At 35.2% G+C, this 21,289-nt stretch carries 17 protein-coding genes and 5 tRNA genes; 17 read left to right on the top strand and 5 right to left on the bottom strand.

The features are described from left to right. Positions 1–67: 67 nt before the first annotated feature. On the bottom strand, positions 68–325 hold the full coding sequence (locus tag ACWPWK_RS02170) for a hypothetical protein (RefSeq protein ID WP_006532995.1): 258 nt from the start codon (positions 323–325) through the stop codon (positions 68–70). Between the two features lie 643 nt (positions 326–968). Between ACWPWK_RS02170 and ACWPWK_RS02165 the strand changes: the two genes are divergently transcribed. The 3 genes from ACWPWK_RS02165 to ACWPWK_RS02155 all read left to right on the top strand — a co-directional run bounded on the left by ACWPWK_RS02165 (position 969) and on the right by ACWPWK_RS02155 (position 3,639). After that, positions 969–1,544, top strand: coding sequence for a YiiX/YebB-like N1pC/P60 family cysteine hydrolase (locus ACWPWK_RS02165; protein ID WP_244185065.1), 576 nt, complete (start codon positions 969–971; stop codon positions 1,542–1,544). A 257-nt stretch (positions 1,545–1,801) separates the two neighbouring features. Then, positions 1,802–2,506 carry an RNA ligase family protein gene (locus ACWPWK_RS02160; RefSeq protein WP_109373591.1) on the top strand — a complete coding sequence of 235 codons (705 nt, stop codon included), beginning with the start codon at positions 1,802–1,804 and terminating at the stop codon, positions 2,504–2,506. Beyond that, positions 2,503–3,639 (top strand): AAA family ATPase, encoded by a 1,137-nt coding sequence (locus tag ACWPWK_RS02155; RefSeq protein ID WP_109373590.1) that lies wholly within the window; start codon positions 2,503–2,505, stop codon positions 3,637–3,639. The genes ACWPWK_RS02160 and ACWPWK_RS02155 overlap by 4 nt, the downstream gene beginning before the upstream one ends. Before the next feature lie 126 nt (positions 3,640–3,765). On the opposite strand, the gene ACWPWK_RS02150 is transcribed toward ACWPWK_RS02155, so the two are convergent. Beyond that, positions 3,766–4,257, bottom strand: coding sequence for a DUF4822 domain-containing protein (locus tag ACWPWK_RS02150; RefSeq protein ID WP_109373589.1), 492 nt, complete (start codon positions 4,255–4,257; stop codon positions 3,766–3,768). A gap of 1,029 nt (positions 4,258–5,286) precedes the next feature. On the opposite strand from ACWPWK_RS02150, the gene ACWPWK_RS02145 reads away from it, so the two are divergent. The 4 genes from ACWPWK_RS02145 (at position 5,287) to ACWPWK_RS02130 (ending at position 9,401) form a co-directional block, all read left to right on the top strand. Beyond that, the gene (locus ACWPWK_RS02145) at positions 5,287–6,507 is read left to right on the top strand and encodes a PfkB family carbohydrate kinase (RefSeq protein ID WP_109373588.1); all 1,221 of its coding nucleotides are present in this window, start codon (positions 5,287–5,289) and stop codon (positions 6,505–6,507) included. Between the two features lie 27 nt (positions 6,508–6,534). After that, a complete protein-coding gene (locus ACWPWK_RS02140; protein ID WP_006532984.1) occupies positions 6,535–7,272 on the top strand; it encodes a glutamine amidotransferase in 738 nt (245 codons plus the stop codon). Between the two features lie 130 nt (positions 7,273–7,402). Then, positions 7,403–8,359, top strand: a complete 957-nt coding sequence (locus tag ACWPWK_RS02135) for a DMT family transporter (protein ID WP_109373587.1) — start codon at positions 7,403–7,405, stop codon at positions 8,357–8,359. 10 nt (positions 8,360–8,369) lie between these two features. Beyond that, positions 8,370–9,401 carry a methylphosphonate esterase gene (locus tag ACWPWK_RS02130; RefSeq protein WP_109373586.1) on the top strand — a complete coding sequence of 344 codons (1,032 nt, stop codon included), beginning with the start codon at positions 8,370–8,372 and terminating at the stop codon, positions 9,399–9,401. A gap of 109 nt (positions 9,402–9,510) precedes the next feature. Here the strand turns inward: ACWPWK_RS02130 and glpX are convergent, their stop codons facing one another. Then, complete coding sequence (gene glpX, locus ACWPWK_RS02125; RefSeq protein ID WP_100160316.1) at positions 9,511–10,491, bottom strand: class II fructose-bisphosphatase; 981 nt, start codon at positions 10,489–10,491, stop codon at positions 9,511–9,513. A gap of 206 nt (positions 10,492–10,697) precedes the next feature. Between glpX and ACWPWK_RS02120 the strand changes: the two genes are divergently transcribed. From ACWPWK_RS02120 to ACWPWK_RS02075, 10 genes are all read left to right on the top strand, one after another. Continuing rightward, positions 10,698–13,757, top strand: coding sequence for a DUF2339 domain-containing protein (locus ACWPWK_RS02120; RefSeq protein WP_109373585.1), 3,060 nt, complete (start codon positions 10,698–10,700; stop codon positions 13,755–13,757). 104 nt (positions 13,758–13,861) lie between these two features. Beyond that, positions 13,862–14,266, top strand: a complete 405-nt coding sequence (locus ACWPWK_RS02115; protein WP_109373584.1) for a GFA family protein — start codon at positions 13,862–13,864, stop codon at positions 14,264–14,266. A gap of 216 nt (positions 14,267–14,482) precedes the next feature. Next, on the top strand, positions 14,483–15,142 hold the full coding sequence (locus tag ACWPWK_RS02110; protein WP_109373583.1) for a LuxR C-terminal-related transcriptional regulator: 660 nt from the start codon (positions 14,483–14,485) through the stop codon (positions 15,140–15,142). After that, positions 15,126–16,958 carry an excinuclease ABC subunit UvrC gene (gene uvrC / locus ACWPWK_RS02105; protein ID WP_109373582.1) on the top strand — a complete coding sequence of 611 codons (1,833 nt, stop codon included), beginning with the start codon at positions 15,126–15,128 and terminating at the stop codon, positions 16,956–16,958. Before ACWPWK_RS02110 ends, uvrC begins: the two co-directional genes overlap by 17 nt. A gap of 55 nt (positions 16,959–17,013) precedes the next feature. Further along, on the top strand, positions 17,014–17,562 hold the full coding sequence (pgsA, locus tag ACWPWK_RS02100) for a CDP-diacylglycerol--glycerol-3-phosphate 3-phosphatidyltransferase (protein ID WP_075674025.1): 549 nt from the start codon (positions 17,014–17,016) through the stop codon (positions 17,560–17,562). 141 nt (positions 17,563–17,703) lie between these two features. After that, a tRNA-Gly gene (locus ACWPWK_RS02095) sits at positions 17,704–17,779 on the top strand. 25 nt (positions 17,780–17,804) lie between these two features. Next, positions 17,805–17,878 (top strand) — tRNA-Cys (locus ACWPWK_RS02090). A gap of 5 nt (positions 17,879–17,883) precedes the next feature. Beyond that, positions 17,884–17,970: transfer RNA gene (locus ACWPWK_RS02085), tRNA-Leu, on the top strand. A 133-nt stretch (positions 17,971–18,103) separates the two neighbouring features. After that, positions 18,104–18,190, top strand: a tRNA-Leu gene (locus ACWPWK_RS02080). Between the two features lie 171 nt (positions 18,191–18,361). Continuing rightward, positions 18,362–18,448: transfer RNA gene (locus tag ACWPWK_RS02075), tRNA-Leu, on the top strand. 193 nt (positions 18,449–18,641) lie between these two features. Here the strand turns inward: ACWPWK_RS02075 and ACWPWK_RS02070 are convergent. Further along, complete coding sequence (locus ACWPWK_RS02070) at positions 18,642–19,673, bottom strand: glycosyltransferase family 9 protein (protein WP_167392497.1); 1,032 nt, start codon at positions 19,671–19,673, stop codon at positions 18,642–18,644. 289 nt (positions 19,674–19,962) lie between these two features. Next, the gene (locus ACWPWK_RS02065; RefSeq protein ID WP_109373581.1) at positions 19,963–21,132 is read right to left on the bottom strand and encodes an iron-containing alcohol dehydrogenase; all 1,170 of its coding nucleotides are present in this window, start codon (positions 21,130–21,132) and stop codon (positions 19,963–19,965) included. Positions 21,133–21,289 lie beyond the last annotated feature (157 nt).

The raw sequence follows: 21,289 nt of genomic DNA, 5'->3' as shown, positions 1-21,289 counted from the left end.
GTATATCGTAAAAAGAAAACAAATTAAATTGTATTTTATCTTAATTATAAAATTAGGAATAGATTAGTTACTTAATTTTGAAAACGTCGTCTGCACTATCTGGTGGGGTAAGGTAAGGGTTTTCATCAGTAACTTCAGGATCTCTCAAGACTTCTCCACAGAAAATAATAAGGTCAGGTCTTTTTTGTTTTAAGTAGTTAAGTCGTGTTGTGCATTCATCTTTAGTATAAATTGTTTCTGTAACAGGAACTGCATCACAAGAATCATTTCCACAAGGACTTACCAACAACACATAACCGACCAGCATGAGCTGTGAAGTAAACATAAAATATCCTTTTAACTATTCATGTTTGGTCATCAAAATCAGACCGCTAGATTACCTATTTGTTGATAAAAAAGCAGTTTCTATTTGTCTTAAATAGCATTAATGATGCAAAAAAGTGTATGTGATCACAATTTTTCTAGTGTTTATTTGTGTTTTTTTGCAATGTGTTATAAGCAAATGACCTAAATATTAGGCAATAATACGCTGTGATATATTGTGAAAACAAATAGAATTGTTTTTTAGTCTACTTAATTGTTGTAATATTGTTATTTGTAATATTAAATTGATATTTCTCATAAGATATTAGTTTAAATGATGCTTGTTAATTAGATAAATTAAGGCAAAAAGTATTATATTTAGTAAATATTAAAGTAGTTTCGACAATAGATAGAGAATAATTTTATTCTAATGTTATCGAAAAAATATTAATACTCAATATTATTAATATTTGCTCCTAATTATATTCTTAAAAAAAAAGCAAAAAGCAAAAAGCAAAAAGCAAAAAGCAAAAAGCAAAAAGCAAAAAGCAAAAAGCAAAAAGCAAAAAGCTAAAGTAGAGATGTTTTTTCTTTATTTATTGATTATAAAGGGTAAATATTGTAGAAAAAACAAAGGCACAAGAAATGATTAATGTTGATGGTAAATGGAAAGTTGCTTTCAAGTGATTGTTCGCATATTTAATATTGTAGCTTTATTCTTAGCGAGTGCATTTTATGCTCTCGCTTTGCCTCATGACTTAAAAAATGGTGATTTAGTCTTTCGGGGTGGGGATGAAGTTATTAGTGAGATAATTAAACAAGTTGATAAAAGTGGGTTTAGCCACGTAGGTATGCGGTGGATCTCTGATTACGGTGTTCAAGTGATCCATTCTACACCCAGTGAACATAGCAATATAAAAGATGGCGTTACTGTGGATAGTCTTGAATTTTTCATTAGTCGAGCAAAGCCGAATTCAGTTCGTTTTTACCAAGTGAAAGGAAGTGAAGAAGCTAGAAATATTGCGGTGCAAACTGTATTAGAACGAGTTGGTGAAAATTTTAGTATTTACCCAGGACAGGGTGTTTATTGCACTGAGCTAGTTGCTGCTGCATGGTTAAAAGCTGGGGTTTCTATTTCCACAGGTAGTCGAAAATTAGATATGCCATTTATTTCAGATAATCCACTTATTTTTCCTGAAAATCTGATTAACTCTGAAAATATTTTTCCATATCCACAGTGATATTTATCTTTAGTTATTTCAAGCGTAAGACTAATTAGAAAAAATACAAAGAAAAATGTGTATTAATTGTCTAGCTCTTTTGGAAAGTTATAGGTAATATCTGTCTAAATTTATTTTCCTCTCTCTTTTGATTATTTAGGTCGTTGTTATGTAATACACATTAAGGCACTGAAGGAATAGTGCAATACAGAAAAATTAACTTACTGAATTTCTTTTTAAATTTGGTAGGACTTCTGTTTCTTAATGAGTATTAAATAATGAATAATCAATCACAAAAATATGATAGAACCTATCACTATCCTTTTTCACCAGGCACAACAAACGACGATCGTATAAATGCACAATGGTGGCAGGATATTTGCCAGATAAAACAATTTATCCATACAGAAAAACTGGATGGAGAAAATAATTGCCTGAATAAAATGGGTGTTTTTGCACGCTCGCATGCAACCCCAACACAATCAGCGTGGACATCTCAATTGCGTCAACGTTGGCAATTGATGAAAAATGATTTAGGTGAGTTAGATATTTTCGGTGAGAATTTATATGCCATTCATTCTATTGAATATGCACACCTAGAAGAATATTTTTATGTGTTTGCGGTTCGTTATAAAGATAAATGGCTAAGTTGGGAAGAAGTGCAGTTTTATGCTTCTCTGTTTGATCTTCCTACTGTGCCAGAAATTAAGCTGCCTAAATGTCAGGATAAAACTGATTTTGAAAATATGATTGTTTCACAAGCGAAACAGGCAAGTTTCTTTCAATCACATGATGTTTTAACGCAAAAACCAAGCCCAATGGAAGGTATTGTTACACGAGATGCACAATCATTTTCTTTAGATGATTTTTCACATCGTGTTTTTAAATATGTTAGAAAAGATCACGTTAAAACAGATGTTCATTGGAAAAAAAATTGGCGACGAGCCTCTTTAATTTGGGAAAAAACACAGGAGTCTCAATGATGCTTCATAAGAAATTACACACTGAAATGTCATGGGAACATCTCTGTGGATTGTATGATGAAATTAGTGATATGGCTGGTGTTATGCAAGATCCTATTCATCATGCAGAAGGTGATGTGGCGATACATACACAAAGAGTAATCAATTCAGTTACATCATTGCCAGAATATGAGACTTTAACTGAAAGAGAACAGCAAATTTTATGGATCTCGGCACTACTTCATGATGTGGAAAAACGATCTACAACACGCGAAGAAGAGGGGCGTATTGTTTCACCGGGTCATGCACGTAAAGGGGAATTAACAACACGTCTTTTTCTGTATGAAAAAGTACCTTTAAGCTTTGCTGATAGAGAGCAGATCGCGGCTTTAGTTCGCTTTCATGGGCTGCCGTTGTGGGTGATGGATAAACCTGATCCTAAAAAAGCGCTGCTTGCTGCATCATTAAGAGTAGATTGCTATTTATTGGCATTATTAGCTAAAGCTGATGTTTTAGGGCGAGATTGTGAAGATAAACAAGCTCTTTTTGATAAAATTGCGTTATTTGCGCTTTATTGTGAAGAGCTAAATTGTTGGCGTAAGGTTGCTCCATTTCCTTCAGATGATGCTCGTTTTCACTATTTTTATACAGAAAATAGTACGGATTGCAATTATGAGCCTTACCCTGAAAAAGGAAGTGAAGTTACGGTGTTATGTGGATTACCAGGTATGGGAAAAGATACTTTTATTCGCCAACATTGTGCAGATCTTCTGATTGTGAGTTTAGATGATCTCCGTCGTCAGCATAATATTAAGCCTGATAACAGAGATGCTAATGGTTGGATAGTACAGCAAGCAAAAGAACAAGCCCGTCTTTATTTACGAGAGCATAAACCTTTTGTTTGGAATGCCACCAATATTACAAGAAAAATGCGAGATCAACTTATCTCTTTGTTTTATCGTTATAATGCGAAAATTAGATTAGTTTATATTGAAGTCCCTTATGCGCAGTGGCAGAGGCAAAATAATGCAAGAAACGAAGCCGTGCCAGTTAAAGTAATGGAACGCATGTTGAGTAAATTGGAAGTACCAACACCAGAAGAAGCGCATGAAGTGATTTATTGGATTGAAGGGCAATCTCAGACCATACTTTAATTATCCGATTATTTCGGCGAAATGATAAGTAGGTTATAAAGTAAAGTGAGGGTTACTTATTTTTATAAGTAACCCTTTTTTGCTTATTGAGTAGAATTAATTTGCAGGTAAAACAACGTACTAAATTTATTTTTTGACGTGATGGATAATATCGAAATAGGTATTACGATCATCAGCATTTGGATAAATACGATAGGTATATTCATCATTTTTAACCGTGATATTTTCTACATCTCGGGTGAATAATGTTTTACCCTCAGTATCTTTGGCAACTAAGGTACGTATTTTGCCATCATCTGACATTGACCAATCACCTTGCATTTTCTGTTTACCTTCCGGTGTAAACATAATAAAAGTGCCATTAGGGTAATACTCAGCAAGTCCAAAATAGTTGCTGACTTGAGGATTATCAGCCGCAGTTTTATTTCCTTTTTCATCGATAGCGTCAGTCGTTATCCAAACTTTTTCTATCATGACTTTCTCATAGTCATTCAGTTCTTTTTGAGTCTGAATAACTCCTTGAGTTTGAATATTGGCAGTTGATGTTGAACTCTCTGCGGCAAAAAGAGAAAAACTAGCGCTTAATAATGAGATTGCGATAAGTGATTTTATTTTCATTAATATATCCTTATTTTACGTTGTATTTCTTGTTTATGAACACTGATGTTTTTCCTGTTAGTAATAAAGTTAGGCATGAAACGAGGTAAATACCAGAAAAGAAGTATGTCAGAATGTTTCTGATGAAAAGGTTGTTTTACAAAAATAGCTAGAATTAAATCACTTTAACTGCATTATTTTCAGTATCAAGTATCAATAATTTTTGTTTTTAGGATTTATTATCCGATTAAAAGATGCTCAACAATATAAATAATTATTATAAACAATGGATAAAACGTATAGAAAGCCTTCCTTATTTACAAAACTAGATCAAAGCTTGACCAATCGATGTGCAATATAGACAAAGATAAATAGCCAGCTCTCTGTAAAAATGGTGCATAAAATGAAAGATTGAAATAAATAATCAATATTCTATTTATGAAAAGGGTGTTGTAAACGTATTGAATGATATCTCGATCACAAAAATGAAAAGGGAAAAATAGAAGATGTTTTAAGCATTACTTTTGCATTACTTAAGTGATTTATGTTCTTTGGTAAAAGGGTATCGTTTTTTTGGGTATTTAATGATTAGAATTTCTTTATGGTAAATGCGTTTTAAAAATACGCGATGATAAAAATAATTAATGCATTGCTCGATTCAATTAGATTGTATTTTATTTAAGCATTATTACGGATATTTTGCAGAAATATAAAATTATTTTTCTGTAATGCCTTATTTATAAAAGTGAATTTTATTTTTATATTTAATTTTTTAATTTTATCTCCCGTATAAAATTAAAAAATAATATTAAATTTATTTATGGTAAATAGATTGGAATAACGTTATATGTTGATTCGTTTTTTCTGAAAAAGAAATAAATTCCAAATTTATTTATTAACTAATCTTACGATTATCATTGTTTATTTCTGTTTCTTTTTGTTTTTTATTTTTGTATTTCTGCTTTTTTTTTTTAATAAATAACATATGATTGTAATCACAATCCCATAACAACTAATAAACTAAAGTTGTTGCCATAGAGGTAACATTAAATGAAAGCAGAACGTCATAAAAAAATAATTAATCTGATTAAAGGTAATGGTGCAGTAAAAGTTTCTGTTTTGGCCAAAGAACTTGATGTTACCAAAGAAACAATACGATCAGATTTAAATACACTAGCAGAAAAAGGAATTATAAAAAGATGCCATGGTGGTGCTTTTATAGAATTTGAGACATTAGATAAAGTGGCTAAGAAAGAAATTATACAATTTCTAGAATGTAATGATCAAATTGATAAAAACGATTTAGCAAACAAGACTGCAATAAATAAGGTGTGCGTACTGGGCTCATTTAATGTTGATATGATTAGTTATCTTCCTAGATTGCCAGAAGCCGGGGAATCCTTATTATCGAATAAATTTATCTTCTCACCAGGAGGTAAAGGCTGTAACCAAGCATTGGCGGCGAGTTATGCTGATGCACAGGTACATTTTATTACGAAGATAGGTACTGATCAATTTAGTGATTATGCAGTTAATTTTATATCGTCATCAAGAATAAAAACGTCAACGATATATCAAACTGAAAATTATCAAACAGGAACAGCGTCTATTTTTGTGTCGGAGGAGAGTGGAGAGAATATTATTTCTATTTACTCGGGCTCTAATATGGATATTTCTGCTGATGAAGTAAAAATACAGAAAGATAAAATTATTGACGCGGATATAATTTTAATTCAATTAGAAACGAATATTGAAGCATTAAAAGAAATTATTGCTATTGGAAACGAAAATAATATTCCTATTATTCTTAATCCAGCACCTTATAACAAAATAGTTAATGAATTACTTCCAATGATAGATGTTTTAACACCTAATGAAACGGAAGCAAGTTTATTATCTGGGATAGAAGTACTTGATTTAGAATCTGCAAAAAATGCTGCAGTTTCTATTTATCAGCAAGGCGTAAATAAGGTGGTTATTACGCTGGGTAGTAAAGGTTCGTTAGCTTATGACGGATATAAGTATATTTATTCGCCGGCATATCCGGCAGTTGTAAAAAATACAGCAGGGGCAGGTGATGCTTTTAATGGAGCACTCGCTGCCTCATTGGCAAAAGGAAAGCAGTTTTCTTATGCGTTACGCTATGCATCAGCTTTTTCATCATTAGCTGTTGAGACGAGTAATGCTTCAGAAATGCCTGAAGATATTAATGTCATGCATCGCATCAATCAAACAACATATTCACAGATTGTCACCCAATCCCCTGAATAAATAATCTTTTTTGAAAGAGGAATAAAAATGAAAATCTTATTTATTGGTGAGTCATGGCACATTCATATGATCCACTCCAAAGGCTACGACAGTTTCACTTCCAGCAAATATGAAGAAGGTTCAACGTTCTTATTAAGTTGCTTAAGAGAAAAGGGTGTTGAAGTTGATTATATGCCTGCTCATACCGTTCAGGTTGCATTCCCTCAAACGGCTGAAGCATTGGCTAAATACGATGTCATTGTTATTAGTGATATTGGTGCAAATACGTTCCTTCTGCAAAACGATACTTTCTATAACATGAAAGTTATCCCTAACGCATTAGGGTTAATTAAAGAGTTTGTGGTTAATGGCGGTGGCTTATTAATGATTGGTGGTTACTTGTCATTTATGGGTATTGAAGCTAAAGCAAACTACAAAAATACATTACTTGCAGAAGTTCTGCCTGTTGAAATGCTGGATGGCGACGATCGTGTTGAAGCGCCAGAAGGTGTGTTTGCAAGTGCGGTTAATGCAGAGCATGCATCAGTAAAAGGTTTTGGTGAATGGCCAATGTTCCTTGGCTATAACAAAGTTTCAGCTAAAGAGAATACAGAAACTGTATTAAATATTGGCGAAGATCCATTACTGGTATTTGGTCAGTTTGAAAAAGGAAAAACAGGCTGCTTTATGAGTGACTGTTCTCCTCACTGGGGAAGTAAAGAATTTTTAGCATGGCCGCATTATGCCGATATGTGGGTCAACATTCTTAAACAAATCGCTCGTTAATTTGAATTAAGAATAACTGTCATAAAAAGTAAAAAAGCGCAGAGTTGCCGCTCTGCGCTAATAAAAAACCGATTACTTGAAAAATAAAAAAAGAAATCACTCATAGCCAATAATCCAAAAGGAACATCTTATGAGTACAAAAAATTTATCAACACCATTGCTGATGTTAGCAACTGTGTTAGCAGGTATGCTATCACCAATGCAGTCTGCGGTGAATGGGCAGTTAGGGCATGTTTTAAAAGATGGTAACGCCAGTGCAGTTATCTCTTTTGCCAGTGGTTTAGTGGTGATGTTTTTTATCATTATGTCGAAAAAACAGTATCGCCAGCAATTTGCTTCAATCCCAAGTTTAATTAAAACGCGCAAAATTCCATTATGGAACTGGTTTGCGGGTCTTTGTGGTGCAATGGTTGTTTTCTCTGAAGGGGCTTCTGCGAGTGCATTAGGGATTGCAACATTCCAAACAGCATTAATTTCAGCACTTTTATTATCAGGCTTATTATGTGACCGCTTTGGTGTTGGTGTTGATGAGAAAAAATATTTTACACCATATCGTGTATTAGGCGCTGTGTTAGCTGTTGTTGCGACTTTATTTGTAGTTTCTCCGCAATGGCACTCAACCTCATTTATTTATTTAGCAATCTTACCTTTCCTTGCGGGTTTATTAGCCGGTTGGCAACCAGCAGGTAACTCTAAAGTTGCAGAAGCAACAGGTTCTATGATGGTGTCTATCACTTGGAACTTTATTGTTGGCTTCACTGTTTTAACGATTGCGCTTATTGTTCGTATGGCATTAGGTCATATCACTCTTGAATTACCAGGTACTTGGTGGATGTATTTAGGTGGTCCTTTAGGGCTTATGTCTATTGCATTAATGGCTATTTTAGTACGTGGTTTAGGCTTACTGATGTTAGGCGTTGCTTCAACAGCGGGTCAATTGTTAGGTTCTGTATTAATTGACTTATTATTACCTTCATTAGGCAATACCGTTTATTTAGTGACAATCATCGGTACATTATTTGCGTTAGTGGGTGCGATTGTAACTACAATTCCTGAATTCAAAGCCACTAAGTCAGCACAAGCGTAGGAGTATCGTAATGAAAGGTTATATTCAAACCGTAACTGGTCCCGTAAAAAAAGAAGATATGGGGTTAACATTGCCTCATGAACACCTCTTTAATGATCTATCAGGTGTTGTTGATGAGCCTTTTTATGAATTCTCGCATGTATTAGTTGATAAAAAAGTGAGTGCAGATATTCAGTGGGGACTTAAATACGATCCATATTGCTGTTGCGATAATATGGATAAGAAACCCATTGAAGATGTTATTTTTGAATTAAATAACTTCAAAGAGTTAGGTGGAAGAACCATTGTTGATGCAACAGGCTCTTCTTCAATTGGACGTGATATTCGAAAACTAAGACAAGTTGCAGAAATAACCGGTATTAACGTTGTCGCTTCTTCAGGGCTTTATATTGAAAAGTTTGAAGGACAACGATTGGCTGATGATATTGATGCAATGGCAAAAATCATTGATGATGAATTGAATGTAGGCATTGATGGCACTGATATTCGTGCAGGCATGATTGGTGAAATTGGTGTTTCTCCATTCTTTACAGATGGTGAGAAAAATAGCTTACGTGCAGCGGCTATTGCACAAAACAGTAACCCTTATGCGTCGATGAACATTCATATGCCAGGCTGGCAACGTCGTGGTGATGAAGTTTTAGATATTCTATTAACAGAAATGGGATGTAATCCCGCTAAGATTTCATTGGCACACTCTGATCCATCAGGTAAAGATATTGATTATCAATGCAAAATGTTAGATCGCGGTGTTTGGCTCGAATTTGATATGATTGGTCTGGATATCTCTTTCCCTAAAGAGGGCGCGGCACCAAGTGTTATGGATACCGTAGAAGCTGTCGCAACTTTAATTGAAAGAGGTTATGGTAGCCAAATCGTATTAAGCCATGATGTGTTTTTAAAACAGATGTGGGCAAAAAATGGGGGAAATGGTTGGGGGTTTGTTCCTAATGTATTTCTTTCATTATTGGCTCAACGTGGTATTGATAAATCTATTATCAAAAAATTATGTGTTGAGAATCCAGCCAATTTGTTGGCTTAAATCTCAAGTGAATAAATAACAATAAATATACCCCTTGAAGTAAATTTAGCGGCGCTTTAATAAAGTGCCGCTTTTTTATGTCTCAAAGAAAAGAAGACAAATTGAAGCATTAACGTAAATGGTAATTCTCAATATAACGTAATGAATGCGTTGAGCCATTAATTACTAAAGAGTGAGTTTGTAAATATTGCGCTTGCTGATTAACGCCAGATAAGAAATCGCCTTTGGTAATCGCTGTTGCTGCAAACATAACATCTTGGTTACGTACTAAGGTGTCTAATGATAATTTAATATTTACATCAGTACCCATTTTATGGCAACGAGCAATTTCAGAAACGGCATATTCTCTATTTTCTGCATTATTTCCTTTTGCAATATCGCGAGTAATTAAACGTGCTTGCATATCACCGCCTAATGCCTTAGCAATAGCCGCACTAATTACACCTTCAGGCGCTCCACCAATACCATACATAACATCAATACTGTTATTAGGCATTGTGGCATATAAAGAGGCTAAAACATCACCATCAGGTAGTGTAATAACATTAATACCTTTCGCGCGTAGATCGTTAATAATATCGTGGTGACGCGGTTTATCTAAAATAGCGAGAGTTAACTGCTCAATAGATTTATTTAATGTTTGTGCAATAGCATCAAGGTTATATTCAAGGCAATGGTTAAGATCAATCACACCAGCAGCTTGCTTACCCACAATTAATTTTTCCATATACATGTCGGGAGCTTGTAAAAAACTGCCTTCAAAGCCTGCGGCTAAAATGGCTAGGGAATTATTTTCACCCGTAGCTACCATGCGAGTACCGTCAATTGGATCAACCGCGATTTCTATTTTATCGCCTTTCCCATTACCTACTTTTTCGCCAATATAGAGCATAGGTGCTTCATCTATTTCACCTTCACCAATGACTATTTCACCATTGATATTCAGGTTATTCAAACGTTCACGCATAGCACTGACAGCAGCATCATCTGCTGCATTTTTATTTTGTTTTCCAATCCAAGGCATTGCTGCAATGGCTGCGGCTTCTGTTACAGAAGCGATAGCATTAGTTAATTCGTCATTTAATTTCATATTATGAGTGTGTTTTGCGATATAAATGGAAGATTAAGATAGGTTGCCGATCATACCTTTTTTTCGAAATTATGTGCTAGGTTTAAATCAAGAGTTCTCGAAATAGGTTATTTAGGAATAAACTAAGATAAATCTGTGAAAATTAAAGTATAACTAAGGTTAAGAAATTAAAAGCATGTGATGCTTAACGCAAAAGGATTAGGTTTATGGATGACTTTTTGGTGCTTATCGTTACAATATTTGTCGTGGTATCTTTGTATTGGCAATATCACGCTTATACAAATAGCAACTCATTGTTACATCGAATTAAACAGCTTGAAGAAAAACTTACTGAACAACAAGAGAAATTATTTAAGTTATTAAGTAAAGATAACGCTGCGGATATTCGCACAGAGCTTGACGCTCAGAAAAGCGAAGTTAAGGATTTCTCTCGTGATATAAAAAAAGAGCCTCAATCAACGATTTCAACTGCTTCAACTTATCAACCTAAAACAGTTGAACCTATTAACACAACAGAACATGTGAAAAATCAGGCGGAAAATAAAGACGCGCCTGTATCTCAATATGCACAAGAATCACAAGAAACAGCATTTAATAAAGTTTCTCCTAAAGCAGGAAATCCAATTGTTCAATCTTCTATGGTTAATAATATTAACCTTGAAAACAAACAACCTGATCAGCCAGAAATATCAACAGCCCCTACACCTAAAGGAGCTGAGCCTTATCAACCTAAGATAGCAACAAGTCGTTTTGCCCATCATTACCAACAAGAGGCAAAACAAACATCTGTTAAATCAACATCAGATCTGCTTGCAGAAAATAGAGCTAATATGGCAAGTGCAAGCCTTGCAGGATCTGAAACAGGTAATTTAGGAAATGCTACACCTCAAGCAAATAGACCTGCATCGCAATATAGACCTAATTTAAACCCTCGTCCAAAACGTCAACAAAAATCGATTTTGGGGCTTATTTGGAATTGGGTAGTAACAGGAAATCCGCTGGCTAAAATAGGGATGTTATTACTCTTTTTTGGTCTGTCTTATTTACTTAAATACAGTATTGAGAATGAGCTTATCTCAGCATCAACACGTTTAATGATGGCGGGAACAGGATGCTTAGCGTTATTAGGTATTGGCTGGTGGCTTAGAAAGAAAAACCTGATATATGCATTAATTTTGCAAGGTGGCGGCATTGGTGGGTTTTACATTACTATTTTTGCTGCGACTAAAATTTATGATTTTATTCCTATTAGCATTGCTCTCGCTATTATGGTGTTTATCTGTTTGGTTAGTGTAAGTTTGGCAGTTATTCATCGGGCTATTAGTTTAGCTATATTAGCTTCACTTGGTGGTTATTTAGCACCTGTATTATTGTCTACGGGTAGTGGCAATTATGTTGCATTGTTTAGCTATTATCTTATTCTTTCAATTGGTATCCTTATTATCAGCCATTGGCAAGTTTGGCGTTTATTAAATCTTATTGGTTTTGCATTTACTTTTGGTATTGCTTTTATATGGGCAATACCAAATTACACCCATGCTGATTATTTACCTTGCCAGCTATTTTTAATTGCAAATTGGTTGATTTTTGGTGTTGCAACGGAACTTTCAACATTAAAAAATAAACTGAAACTTAATATTCCTTTTGATGCCACATTACTATTTGGTACGCCATTAATTGGTTTTATCTTCCAACATCGATTAGCCTCTGAATGGCCATATGGTGTTGCTATTGCTTCATCACTTTATGGATTAGCTTATTTCGCACTAAGTTGGTTTGCACTTAAGCGTTATCGTGAAGAGGGAAAATTACTGGCAATTGCCTTCTTTATGCTCTCTGTCACCTTTGCTACTTTAGCCGTACCATTTGCATTCTCTGCTGAATGGACATCGATTGTATGGGCAATTGAAGGGGTAATGATCCTTGCATTTTCTGTTTTACAGCAGCAAAAGAAACCTGCGATTGCAGGGACTATTTTAGTTGCGGTTTCCTTTGTTTTATTATTTAACATGCCTGTTATTTCGCTAGGCGATTGGCTAATGCTTGTAACACAAGTCATCGTTGTATTTGCCGTCGCAGTACTGTGGTACCGAGCACAATTTATTAATCTTGATAATCGAACTATTGGATATGTAACACTATTTATTTCTGCTGTAAGTTGGGGATATAGCGTTTTACTTCTACAAGAATATGGCGAACATTGGCTTTCTCCAGAAGTAAAATCCATTACATTTGCTTTTATTCTTATTAGCTGTTGGGGCATGTTCTTTGCTGGGAAGAAAACCCAATTTTCTGAGTTGGCTAGTTGTTCTATTTTATTATGGCCGATGTCAGCGCTTATTATGTTGGTGTACATCTATCTTGCAGGCTCGTTAATTGATAATTGGTTAAGTGCGATTATTTGGATAGCAGTTTTTGCAAGTGGTTTTTACTTGCTTAAGGTCAATACGTTATTGCCGAAACAAAGGATCAATAAAGCATTGATCCACAGTATGCACCTTATCTTTATTGTTCTATTCTTATTTACTGAAATTATTTGGTTAATGGATGTTACGTACCTTTATGTGAGCTTACATTTTGCAAGCGTAATTTTTGTTATAAGTTTATTTATTGCAATAAGCTATATACTAGCAATGAAAGTTGATTGGATAAAAGAGTACCAAAATGCTTATTGGGTAGTCACTTTACCTGTTTTAGGTTTACTGGCACTTTCTTTAATCTTTGCAAACTTTAATGACGGCACTGAAAGTGGTATTAAATTTATTCCATTATTTAACTTAATGGATCTAATTGGAGTTATTGGAATATGGGTTGGCTATAAATTTATTTCAGTAATAAAACAGTCACCTAAATATCAATTATTATTGAAAAATAACTTACCTTTAGTTAATTACATTATTCCAGCTATGATTTTCTGGTGGGCAAACGGTATTTTATTAAGAGGACTAGTCTTTGCAACAGATATTGATTGGTCGAGTTATGCAATAATTAATTCCAAAGTTATCCAAACAGTATTAGCCATTATTTGGGCAATTACTGCGTTAGTGACTATGGTGATGGCGACACGTAAAAAGTCACGTTCACAATGGTTTATTGGTGGTGTACTGTTGGCTGTAGTTATCGCTAAGCTCTTCCTAATTGATACATCATTAAGCAGTGGATTGCTTAGAGCATTGGCCTTTATTGGTGTTGCAATACTGATTTTATTAATCGGGTATTTCTCACCATTGCCACCTAAAAAGCAAAGCGAAAATACAAAAATATAGACGTTTTTTATATGTGCGCTTTGTTGATTTTTGAGATTAAATCATGCATATAATCTTAAGTGATTAATGCATGATTTCATGATCTAAAGAAAAGGAGAGTATCAATGCATCAAGGTCAATGTTTATGTGGCAAGGTTAAGTTATCGACAGCGCAAGATATCTCTGCACTCAGTGTTTGTCATTGCAGTATGTGTTTGCGTTGGAATGGTGGCCCTGGTTTTTCAATTGATTGTAAATCAGATTTGAAGATTGAAGGTGAAGAAAATATAACACGTTATGATTCATCTTTATGGGGAGAACGAGCATTTTGTAAGCATTGTGGTTCTCATCTTTTTTATCATCTAAAAGAAACCCATACTTACTATGTATCTGCAGGATTATTCCCCGATGCAAAAGAAAGTAAACTGACAATGCAAATTTATATAGATAGCAAACCTAATTATTATAATTTTGTAGAAAACACACCCATGCTAACAGAACAAGATATTATGAATATGTTCAATAAATAACATTTCATTTATTAGTTTTTTATATTTTTTGATTTTTTAAAGACTCTTTTCTATATGAGTCTTTTTTATGATTTTATTTTATTTAATAAATATTAATGTAATATAAAGGAAGGGCGGGGTTGCTATTTTTCTATTATAGTATGATGTTTGTATTCACGCCTGTGAAGAATTGATTTAATATTCTTTGTTATGGTGTAATTTAAAAGGAAAGAGTTATTGATAAATACATTGATAATAAGTCGAGTTGAAATATTTAGCGTGGGAATAAAAACACTTCTTAGCCAGATTAAAAAAATTAATATCCGAAAGGTGGTGAATGATGAAAATGATGCATTTCGTTATTGCCGACAATTTTCGGTTAATCTTATTATTATTTATTCAGCACCTTCAGTCTCATTAGTTGATTCTATAAAAAGAATAAAGCGATCATCTTTATCAATTAAAATTATTGTTATTTCACCAAAAACAGATTCAATATTATCAATAACACTTCTTCAATTGGGTATTGAAGGTTTTATTATAGCTGATACTTCTTGTGAAAATATTCTGCAAGCTATCCGACAGGTTTGTATCGGTCAACGGTATATAAGCCAAGAGTTAGCGATGGAAATCGCACTAACAAAATTACAGCAAGAATTAAATCCTTTACATCATCTGTCTGAACGAGAATTGCAGATTATGTCGATGATCATTAGAGGGAAAAAAATCATACAAATCGCAAGTGAGTTGAATATTAATACAAAAACAGTAAATAGCTATCGTTACCGAATGTTTAGTAAACTTAAAATTTCAGGTGATGTAGAATTAACACATATAGCAATACGTTATGGGTTAATTGAGATAGAGAGTCATTTACAAAGTGGAAGACAAATTTGACGCCAAAGCATTCTTAAGCCGAGTCACAGATAAACCAGGTGTGTATCGGATGTATGATGCAACAGACACAGTAATCTATGTCGGCAAAGCTAAAGATCTGAAAAAAAGGCTTTCAAGCTATTTTCGTACACAGGTAAATAGCCGTAAAACCGAAGCTTTAGTGAAGTGCATCGCAAATATTGATGTCACGATCACCCATACAGAAACGGAAGCTTTATTGCTTGAGCACAGCTACATTCAGCGTTATCAACCTCGCTATAATGTGTTGTTGCGAGATGATAAATCCTATCCTTATATCTATTTAAGCGGTGATAAACACCCCAGACTTGCTAGCTACCGTGGCGCAAAACATGCGAAAGGGGAATATTTTGGACCTTTTCCTAACTCCTTTGCAGTAAGAGAAACCTTAGCATTAATGCAAAAATTGTTTCCTATTCGTCAATGCGAAGACAGTGTTTATCGCAATCGTTCAAGACCTTGTTTGCAATATCAAATTGGGCGTTGCCTTGCACCTTGCGTAAAAGGTTATGTTTCTGATGAAGAATATGCCCAACAAGTTAATTATGTGCGACTTTTTCTTTCAGGTGATGATACACAAGTTATTGATGGATTGGTTAAACGTATGGAAGGAGCTAGCCAAGAATTACGTTTTGAAGAGGCCGCTCGCATTCGTGATCAAATTCAAGCAGTAAGACAAGTAACAGAGAAACAGTTTGTTACCAATATTGGTGATGATCTTGATGTGATCAGTGTTGCTTTTAATGGTGCGATTGCTTGTGTTTATGTTCTCTTTTTCCGTCAAGGTAAAGTGTTAGGTAGTCGGAGTTATTTTCCTAAAGTTCCTGCAAATACCTCAATCGATGAAGTTGTTCAGACTTTTATTGGTCAATTTTATTTACAAGGCAGTGCAATTCGTACTTTACCAAGTGAAATTTTGCTCGATTTTGATTTAGAAGATAAAGCCATTCTTTCTGAATCTATATCTTCAATTGCAGGTCGAAAAATTCAAATTCAAACAAAACCGCGTGGTGATAGGGCGCGCTATTTGAAATTAGCTAGAACAAACGCAGCAACGGCATTGGCTTCAAAACAAGTCGAGCAATCAACAATTTCACAGCGTTATACCTCTTTGATGTCTCTTCTTGATATGAAAGAGATAAAACGAATGGAATGTTTTGATATTAGTCACACTATGGGAGAGCAAACTGTGGCTTCATGTGTAGTATTTGACATGAATGGCCCATTAAAATCTGAATATAGGCGCTATAATATTAGTGGTATTACTCCTGGTGATGATTATGCGGCGATGAATCAAGTGCTTACTCGACGTTATGGTAAATCATTAGAAGACAGTAAGGTTCCAGATGTTATCTTTATCGATGGTGGCAAAGGGCAATTAGCACAAGCAATAGAGGTATTTGATTCTCTTAATGTTGATTGGGACAAATCACACCCGAAATTAATTGGTGTCGCAAAAGGAAGTGATCGTAAAGCAGGGCTTGAAACTTTGTTTTTTGTGCCTGAAGGTGAAGGAATGGCGTTACCTTCTGATTCACCTGCGTTACATTTGATCCAACATATTCGTGATGAATCCCATCGTCATGCAATAACGGGACATCGTCAACGTAGAGCAAAAGTAAAAAATACCAGTTCGCTGGAGTCTATTGAAGGTGTAGGACCGAAACGTCGTCAAATGTTGTTGAAATATATGGGAGGGCTACAAGCTTTACGAGATGCAAGTGTTGAAGAAATTGCGAAAGTCCCCACAATTTCGACGGCATTAGCAGAAAAAATTTTTAATGCGTTGAAACACTAAGTGTATTGATGCACCATATTAATAACTCTCACTTTTCTAGGTCGTGTAGAACGCTATGCAACTAAATATCCCAACTTGGCTAACTCTATTTCGTGTCGCTCTAATCCCATTCTTTGTTTTGGTGTTTTATTTACCATTCAAAGATGCTCCATTAGTTTGCGCTATTATTTTTATGGTAGCAGCTGCAACAGACTGGTTTGATGGTTTTTTAGCACGTAGATGGAAACAAACTACCCGCTTCGGAGCTTTTCTTGACCCAGTAGCGGATAAAGTAATGGTTGCAACAGCACTTGTTTTAATTACTGAGTACTATCATGAGTGGTGGATAACCTTACCTGCAGCAACAATGATTGCTCGTGAAATTATTATTTCTTCATTAAGAGAATGGATGGCTGAATTAGGGAAACGTAACAGTGTTGCAGTTTCTTGGATAGGAAAAGTGAAGACGACCGCACAAATGGGATCGCTCGTTGTGTTATTATGGCGTCCTACTGTTGAAGCAGAATGGTTTGGATTCGCTTTATTATATATCGCAACAGTGCTGACTTTCTGGTCAATGTTTCAATATTTGAGCGCTGCGTGGTCAGATTTGCGCGAAGGTTGATCGAAATGACTGAAAATTCACCGAACAGTCAAAAAGATGCAAATATAGTGTTGACTAGATTCAGGAAATCAGTAGAATGCAACGCATCGAAAGGCACAACGGTTTACAGAAATAAATAAGTAAATCAGCAAGTTCGGTAATGCGGGAATAGCTCAGTTGGTAGAGCACAACCTTGCCAAGGTTGGGGTCGCGAGTTCGAGTCTCGTTTCCCGCTCCAATCTCTTATGAGATTGAGCAGTTGAGGCGCGTTGGCAGAGTGGTCATGCAGCGGATTGCAAATCCGTGTACCTCGGTTCGATTCCGGGACGCGCCTCCATTAATGCCCAGGTGGTGAAATCGGTAGACACAAGGGATTTAAAATCCCTCGGCTGTAAGGCTGTGCGGGTTCAAGTCCCGCCCTGGGCACCATCTCTTTAAGATAAAGAGTTTGGTGCAAAAAGAAAGTCCATTGTAAATGGCATTGAGAAGTAAATAAGTAATAAGTCGTCCATACCAGTATCTATCTTAGTAATAAGGATTTACGGGCGCACCACAGAATTTAGCCCAGGTGGTGAAATCGGTAGACACAAGGGATTTAAAATCCCTCGGCTGTAAGGCTGTGCGGGTTCAAGTCCCGCCCTGGGCACCATATAAATAGCGGACCTTAACTTAGGTCCGTTTTTTCTTCCTCTAGCAACAAGTTAGTGAGAGAAAAGCAAAAAACTAAAGTTAGCTGTTTTAGACGTAAATGCTTTAAATTTATTTGTTATCTATCTTGTTTGATAAACAAGTATTAAGCGTGACAAGTAAATACAATTTAGCCCAGGTGGTGAAATCGGTAGACACAAGGGATTTAAAATCCCTCGGCTGTAAGGCTGTGCGGGTTCAAGTCCCGCCCTGGGCACCATATAAAAAAGCGGACCTTAATAAGGTCCGTTTTTTTGATCATAAAAAGTAAAAATCAGATTGAATGTATTATCTTATTACTACTTAAATATGATTCTATCAACTCAATGGGGTGTAAAATAAAAAATCACCTTATCAAGTGTAGCAATTAAGGTGATTTATATTTAATGTTTTTTTGTATTAGTGTTTGGCAATTAACTCTTTGTATTTAAAGCAATGACTCGATCTCTTAGTGTAATAAAACGAGTCAATACATCGCCTACCGTAAGAAGTCCTACATTATCTTCAGGCGCCTTCAGTACTTCACTGGCAATATGCCATGGACCCCAAAAATCAGCATCACTATTACCAAACATCGCTACTGTCGGCACACCAACACCCACTGAAATATGTAATGCACCACCATCGCTGGTTAGCATCTGATCACATAAAGACATACCAGCCATTAATTCTCTAAGATTTTGCGTAGGTACTGGCGTAATAGGGATATCTTTGCACTGTTCAAGGATAAACTGTGCTTTTTCATCATCACCGGGGTGCTGTTTATTGTCGTTGCTTCCTGGCGACCAAAAGAGAAGAATGTGGCATTTTTCGCGTTGTGTTAATTGGTGTGCTAACTCGATAAATTTTTCTGCTTTCCAACGTTGTTGTGGTTTACGTGAACTGATTTGTAAGCCGTAAATAGGAACATTTTCAGTTATTTTAATGCGTTGACGAATTGCAGAGATCTCTTCATCTTTGACATACAATTTTAAAGGGCCGGCTTTTTTCTCTATTCCAAGAGGATGGGCTAGTTGACAGAATAACTCAGCGATATGACCTTTGTTAGACGGTGTTGGAATTGGATCTGTCACTGCTGAAGGCGCATCATTGCCAATAGCGATAATACGTTTAGCACCTGATAATTTTGCCCATTGCAATGCTCTTTTGGCCCAATGATCACGAGCAACAATTGCGATATCATAATGCTGGCGACGCATATCAAAAATAATTTTTAATCGGCTCAGAATAAGTTTTAGGGATGATTGTCCTGGTTTTTTATGGTGCAACTTACTGTAAATATGTACATTTCCGACGGAAGGGTTACCTTCTAGAATAGCTTGATTGTAAGAGTTTACTAGCAGATCTATTTTTGTATTATATTCATGGGCAAGAGAGTCAATTAATGGTGTTGTAAGTATTAAATCACCAATGTTATCTCTTTGTATTATTAATATTTTAGGCATAATTAGATTTATGTATATTCGAATAAGAGAAATTCATTGCTGATAAGTATGACTTCAGCAGTAATCATGTTGTATATTTATGATTATAAACGATTCGATATGTAGAGGCATCTTTATTAGGGAATTAATCTGCTTTTGGGATAGGGAATGAGAAGAAGATAAGCTCAAAGACTGTACTATTGATAATACGATGACTATTTTTTAGATAATCATCGTATTTATTATATGTCTTAATATGAAATTTATCTTTAGTAACTAATACTATGTTTATAATGCCATTTACGGGTAATTAAAAACACGCTTCCAAAATATCGAGTACATCTTTAGTGGTTAGCTTTTGATAGCCTCTACCAATAATTGTGGTTGATTGTGCAATCTCAGGAAGCATCTCTCTTGTTGCACCTAAGGCTTCTAATGATGTAATAATGCCACATTCCTTTGTGAAACGTTCTAGTGCATCAATACCTTCAAGGGCAATTTGATCTTGTGTTTTTCCTTCTGCGGAAATTCCCCATACTTGAGTTGCAAATCGTACAAATTTTTCAATACCAAACTTATAGATAAAACGATAATAAGGTAGAGAAATCGCTGCGAGTCCCATTCCATGTGCACAGTCTGTATAAGCCCCTAATTGGTGTTCAATCATATGAACTTGCCAATCTTGTGTTTTTGATAATCCTGTGAGGGTATTTAATGCAAGTGTTGCATTCCACATAAGATTACTTCTGGCTTCGTAATCTGTTGGATTTTTTAGTGCGATACGTAAATTATCAATCGAAGATTTTAATAAACTTTCAATTAAATAATCGGTTGTATTTGCACCTTCATCAGAAAAATATTGCTCCATCAAATGCGACATAGTGTCAAAAACACCACTTACCATCTGATACTGAGAAACAGAAAAAGTATATTCTGGGTTTAAAATCGAGAACTTAGGAAATACAGTTGCAGGAAATGCACGTCCAATTTTATATTTAGTCTCTTCATGGGTAATAACTGAACCACCATTCATTTCAGAGCCTGTGCCTACCATGGTAAGAATTGATGCGACAGGAACAATTTTATTTGTCACATCTTGGTATTCAATCCAGTATTTTTGGAAAGGATCTTCGTTTTCACAATAAGCCGAAATGGAAATACCTTTCGCACAATCAATAACGGAGCCACCACCGACCGCTAATATCAAACTGACATTGTGTTCGCGAACTAACTGAGCACCTTCCATCATTTTTTTATAAGTTGGGTTTGGCATAACGCCTGATAACTCAACAATGTTTTTACCTGCATGACGGAGTATGGTTATAACCTCATCATAGAGTCCATTTGATTTAATCGCGTTACGGCCATACATCAGCATAACTGTTTCGCCATAATGTGATAATTCATCATTTAATTTAGCAAGAGAATTCTTACCAAAATGAATGGTGGTTGGATTATAGTAAGAGAAATCGAGTTGCATTTTGATATCCTTTTGCCAGATTAAAGGCTATCTAATTGAAGTGTAATGTATTTTTTAACTTCAAATAAGATAGAGACAGATTAATTGTTGAGGGAAATGCTATCGCTTTCGCATTTAGAAATGAATGTCTGATCTTCTTAGTCTCTTGCCTATTTTT

Source organism: Proteus sp. Marseille-Q3619, from assembly GCF_965283115.1.
Note: the sequence above shows the minus strand (reverse complement) of the source record. Positions and strands in the feature narration are given on the sequence as shown.

Excerpts from the sequence above, each read along its gene's own strand:
- ACWPWK_RS02065 (WP_109373581.1), bottom strand. The coding sequence starts at position 21,132 with ATGCAACTCGATTTCTCTTACTATAATCCAACCACCATTCATTTTGGT.
- ACWPWK_RS02115 (WP_109373584.1), top strand. The coding sequence starts at position 13,862 with ATGCATCAAGGTCAATGTTTATGTGGCAAGGTTAAGTTATCGACAGCG.
- ACWPWK_RS02165 (WP_244185065.1), top strand. The coding sequence starts at position 969 with ATGGAAAGTTGCTTTCAAGTGATTGTTCGCATATTTAATATTGTAGCT.
- ACWPWK_RS02070 (WP_167392497.1), bottom strand. The coding sequence starts at position 19,673 with ATGCCTAAAATATTAATAATACAAAGAGATAACATTGGTGATTTAATA.
- ACWPWK_RS02135 (WP_109373587.1), top strand. The coding sequence starts at position 7,403 with ATGAGTACAAAAAATTTATCAACACCATTGCTGATGTTAGCAACTGTG.
- ACWPWK_RS02155 (WP_109373590.1), top strand. The coding sequence starts at position 2,503 with ATGATGCTTCATAAGAAATTACACACTGAAATGTCATGGGAACATCTC.
- ACWPWK_RS02140 (WP_006532984.1), top strand. The coding sequence starts at position 6,535 with ATGAAAATCTTATTTATTGGTGAGTCATGGCACATTCATATGATCCAC.
- ACWPWK_RS02170 (WP_006532995.1), bottom strand. The coding sequence starts at position 325 with ATGTTTACTTCACAGCTCATGCTGGTCGGTTATGTGTTGTTGGTAAGT.
- ACWPWK_RS02145 (WP_109373588.1), top strand. The coding sequence starts at position 5,287 with ATGAAAGCAGAACGTCATAAAAAAATAATTAATCTGATTAAAGGTAAT.
- glpX (WP_100160316.1), bottom strand. The coding sequence starts at position 10,491 with ATGAAATTAAATGACGAATTAACTAATGCTATCGCTTCTGTAACAGAA.
- pgsA (WP_075674025.1), top strand. The coding sequence starts at position 17,014 with ATGCAACTAAATATCCCAACTTGGCTAACTCTATTTCGTGTCGCTCTA.
- ACWPWK_RS02160 (WP_109373591.1), top strand. The coding sequence starts at position 1,802 with ATGAATAATCAATCACAAAAATATGATAGAACCTATCACTATCCTTTT.
- ACWPWK_RS02150 (WP_109373589.1), bottom strand. The coding sequence starts at position 4,257 with ATGAAAATAAAATCACTTATCGCAATCTCATTATTAAGCGCTAGTTTT.
- ACWPWK_RS02130 (WP_109373586.1), top strand. The coding sequence starts at position 8,370 with ATGAAAGGTTATATTCAAACCGTAACTGGTCCCGTAAAAAAAGAAGAT.
- ACWPWK_RS02120 (WP_109373585.1), top strand. The coding sequence starts at position 10,698 with ATGGATGACTTTTTGGTGCTTATCGTTACAATATTTGTCGTGGTATCT.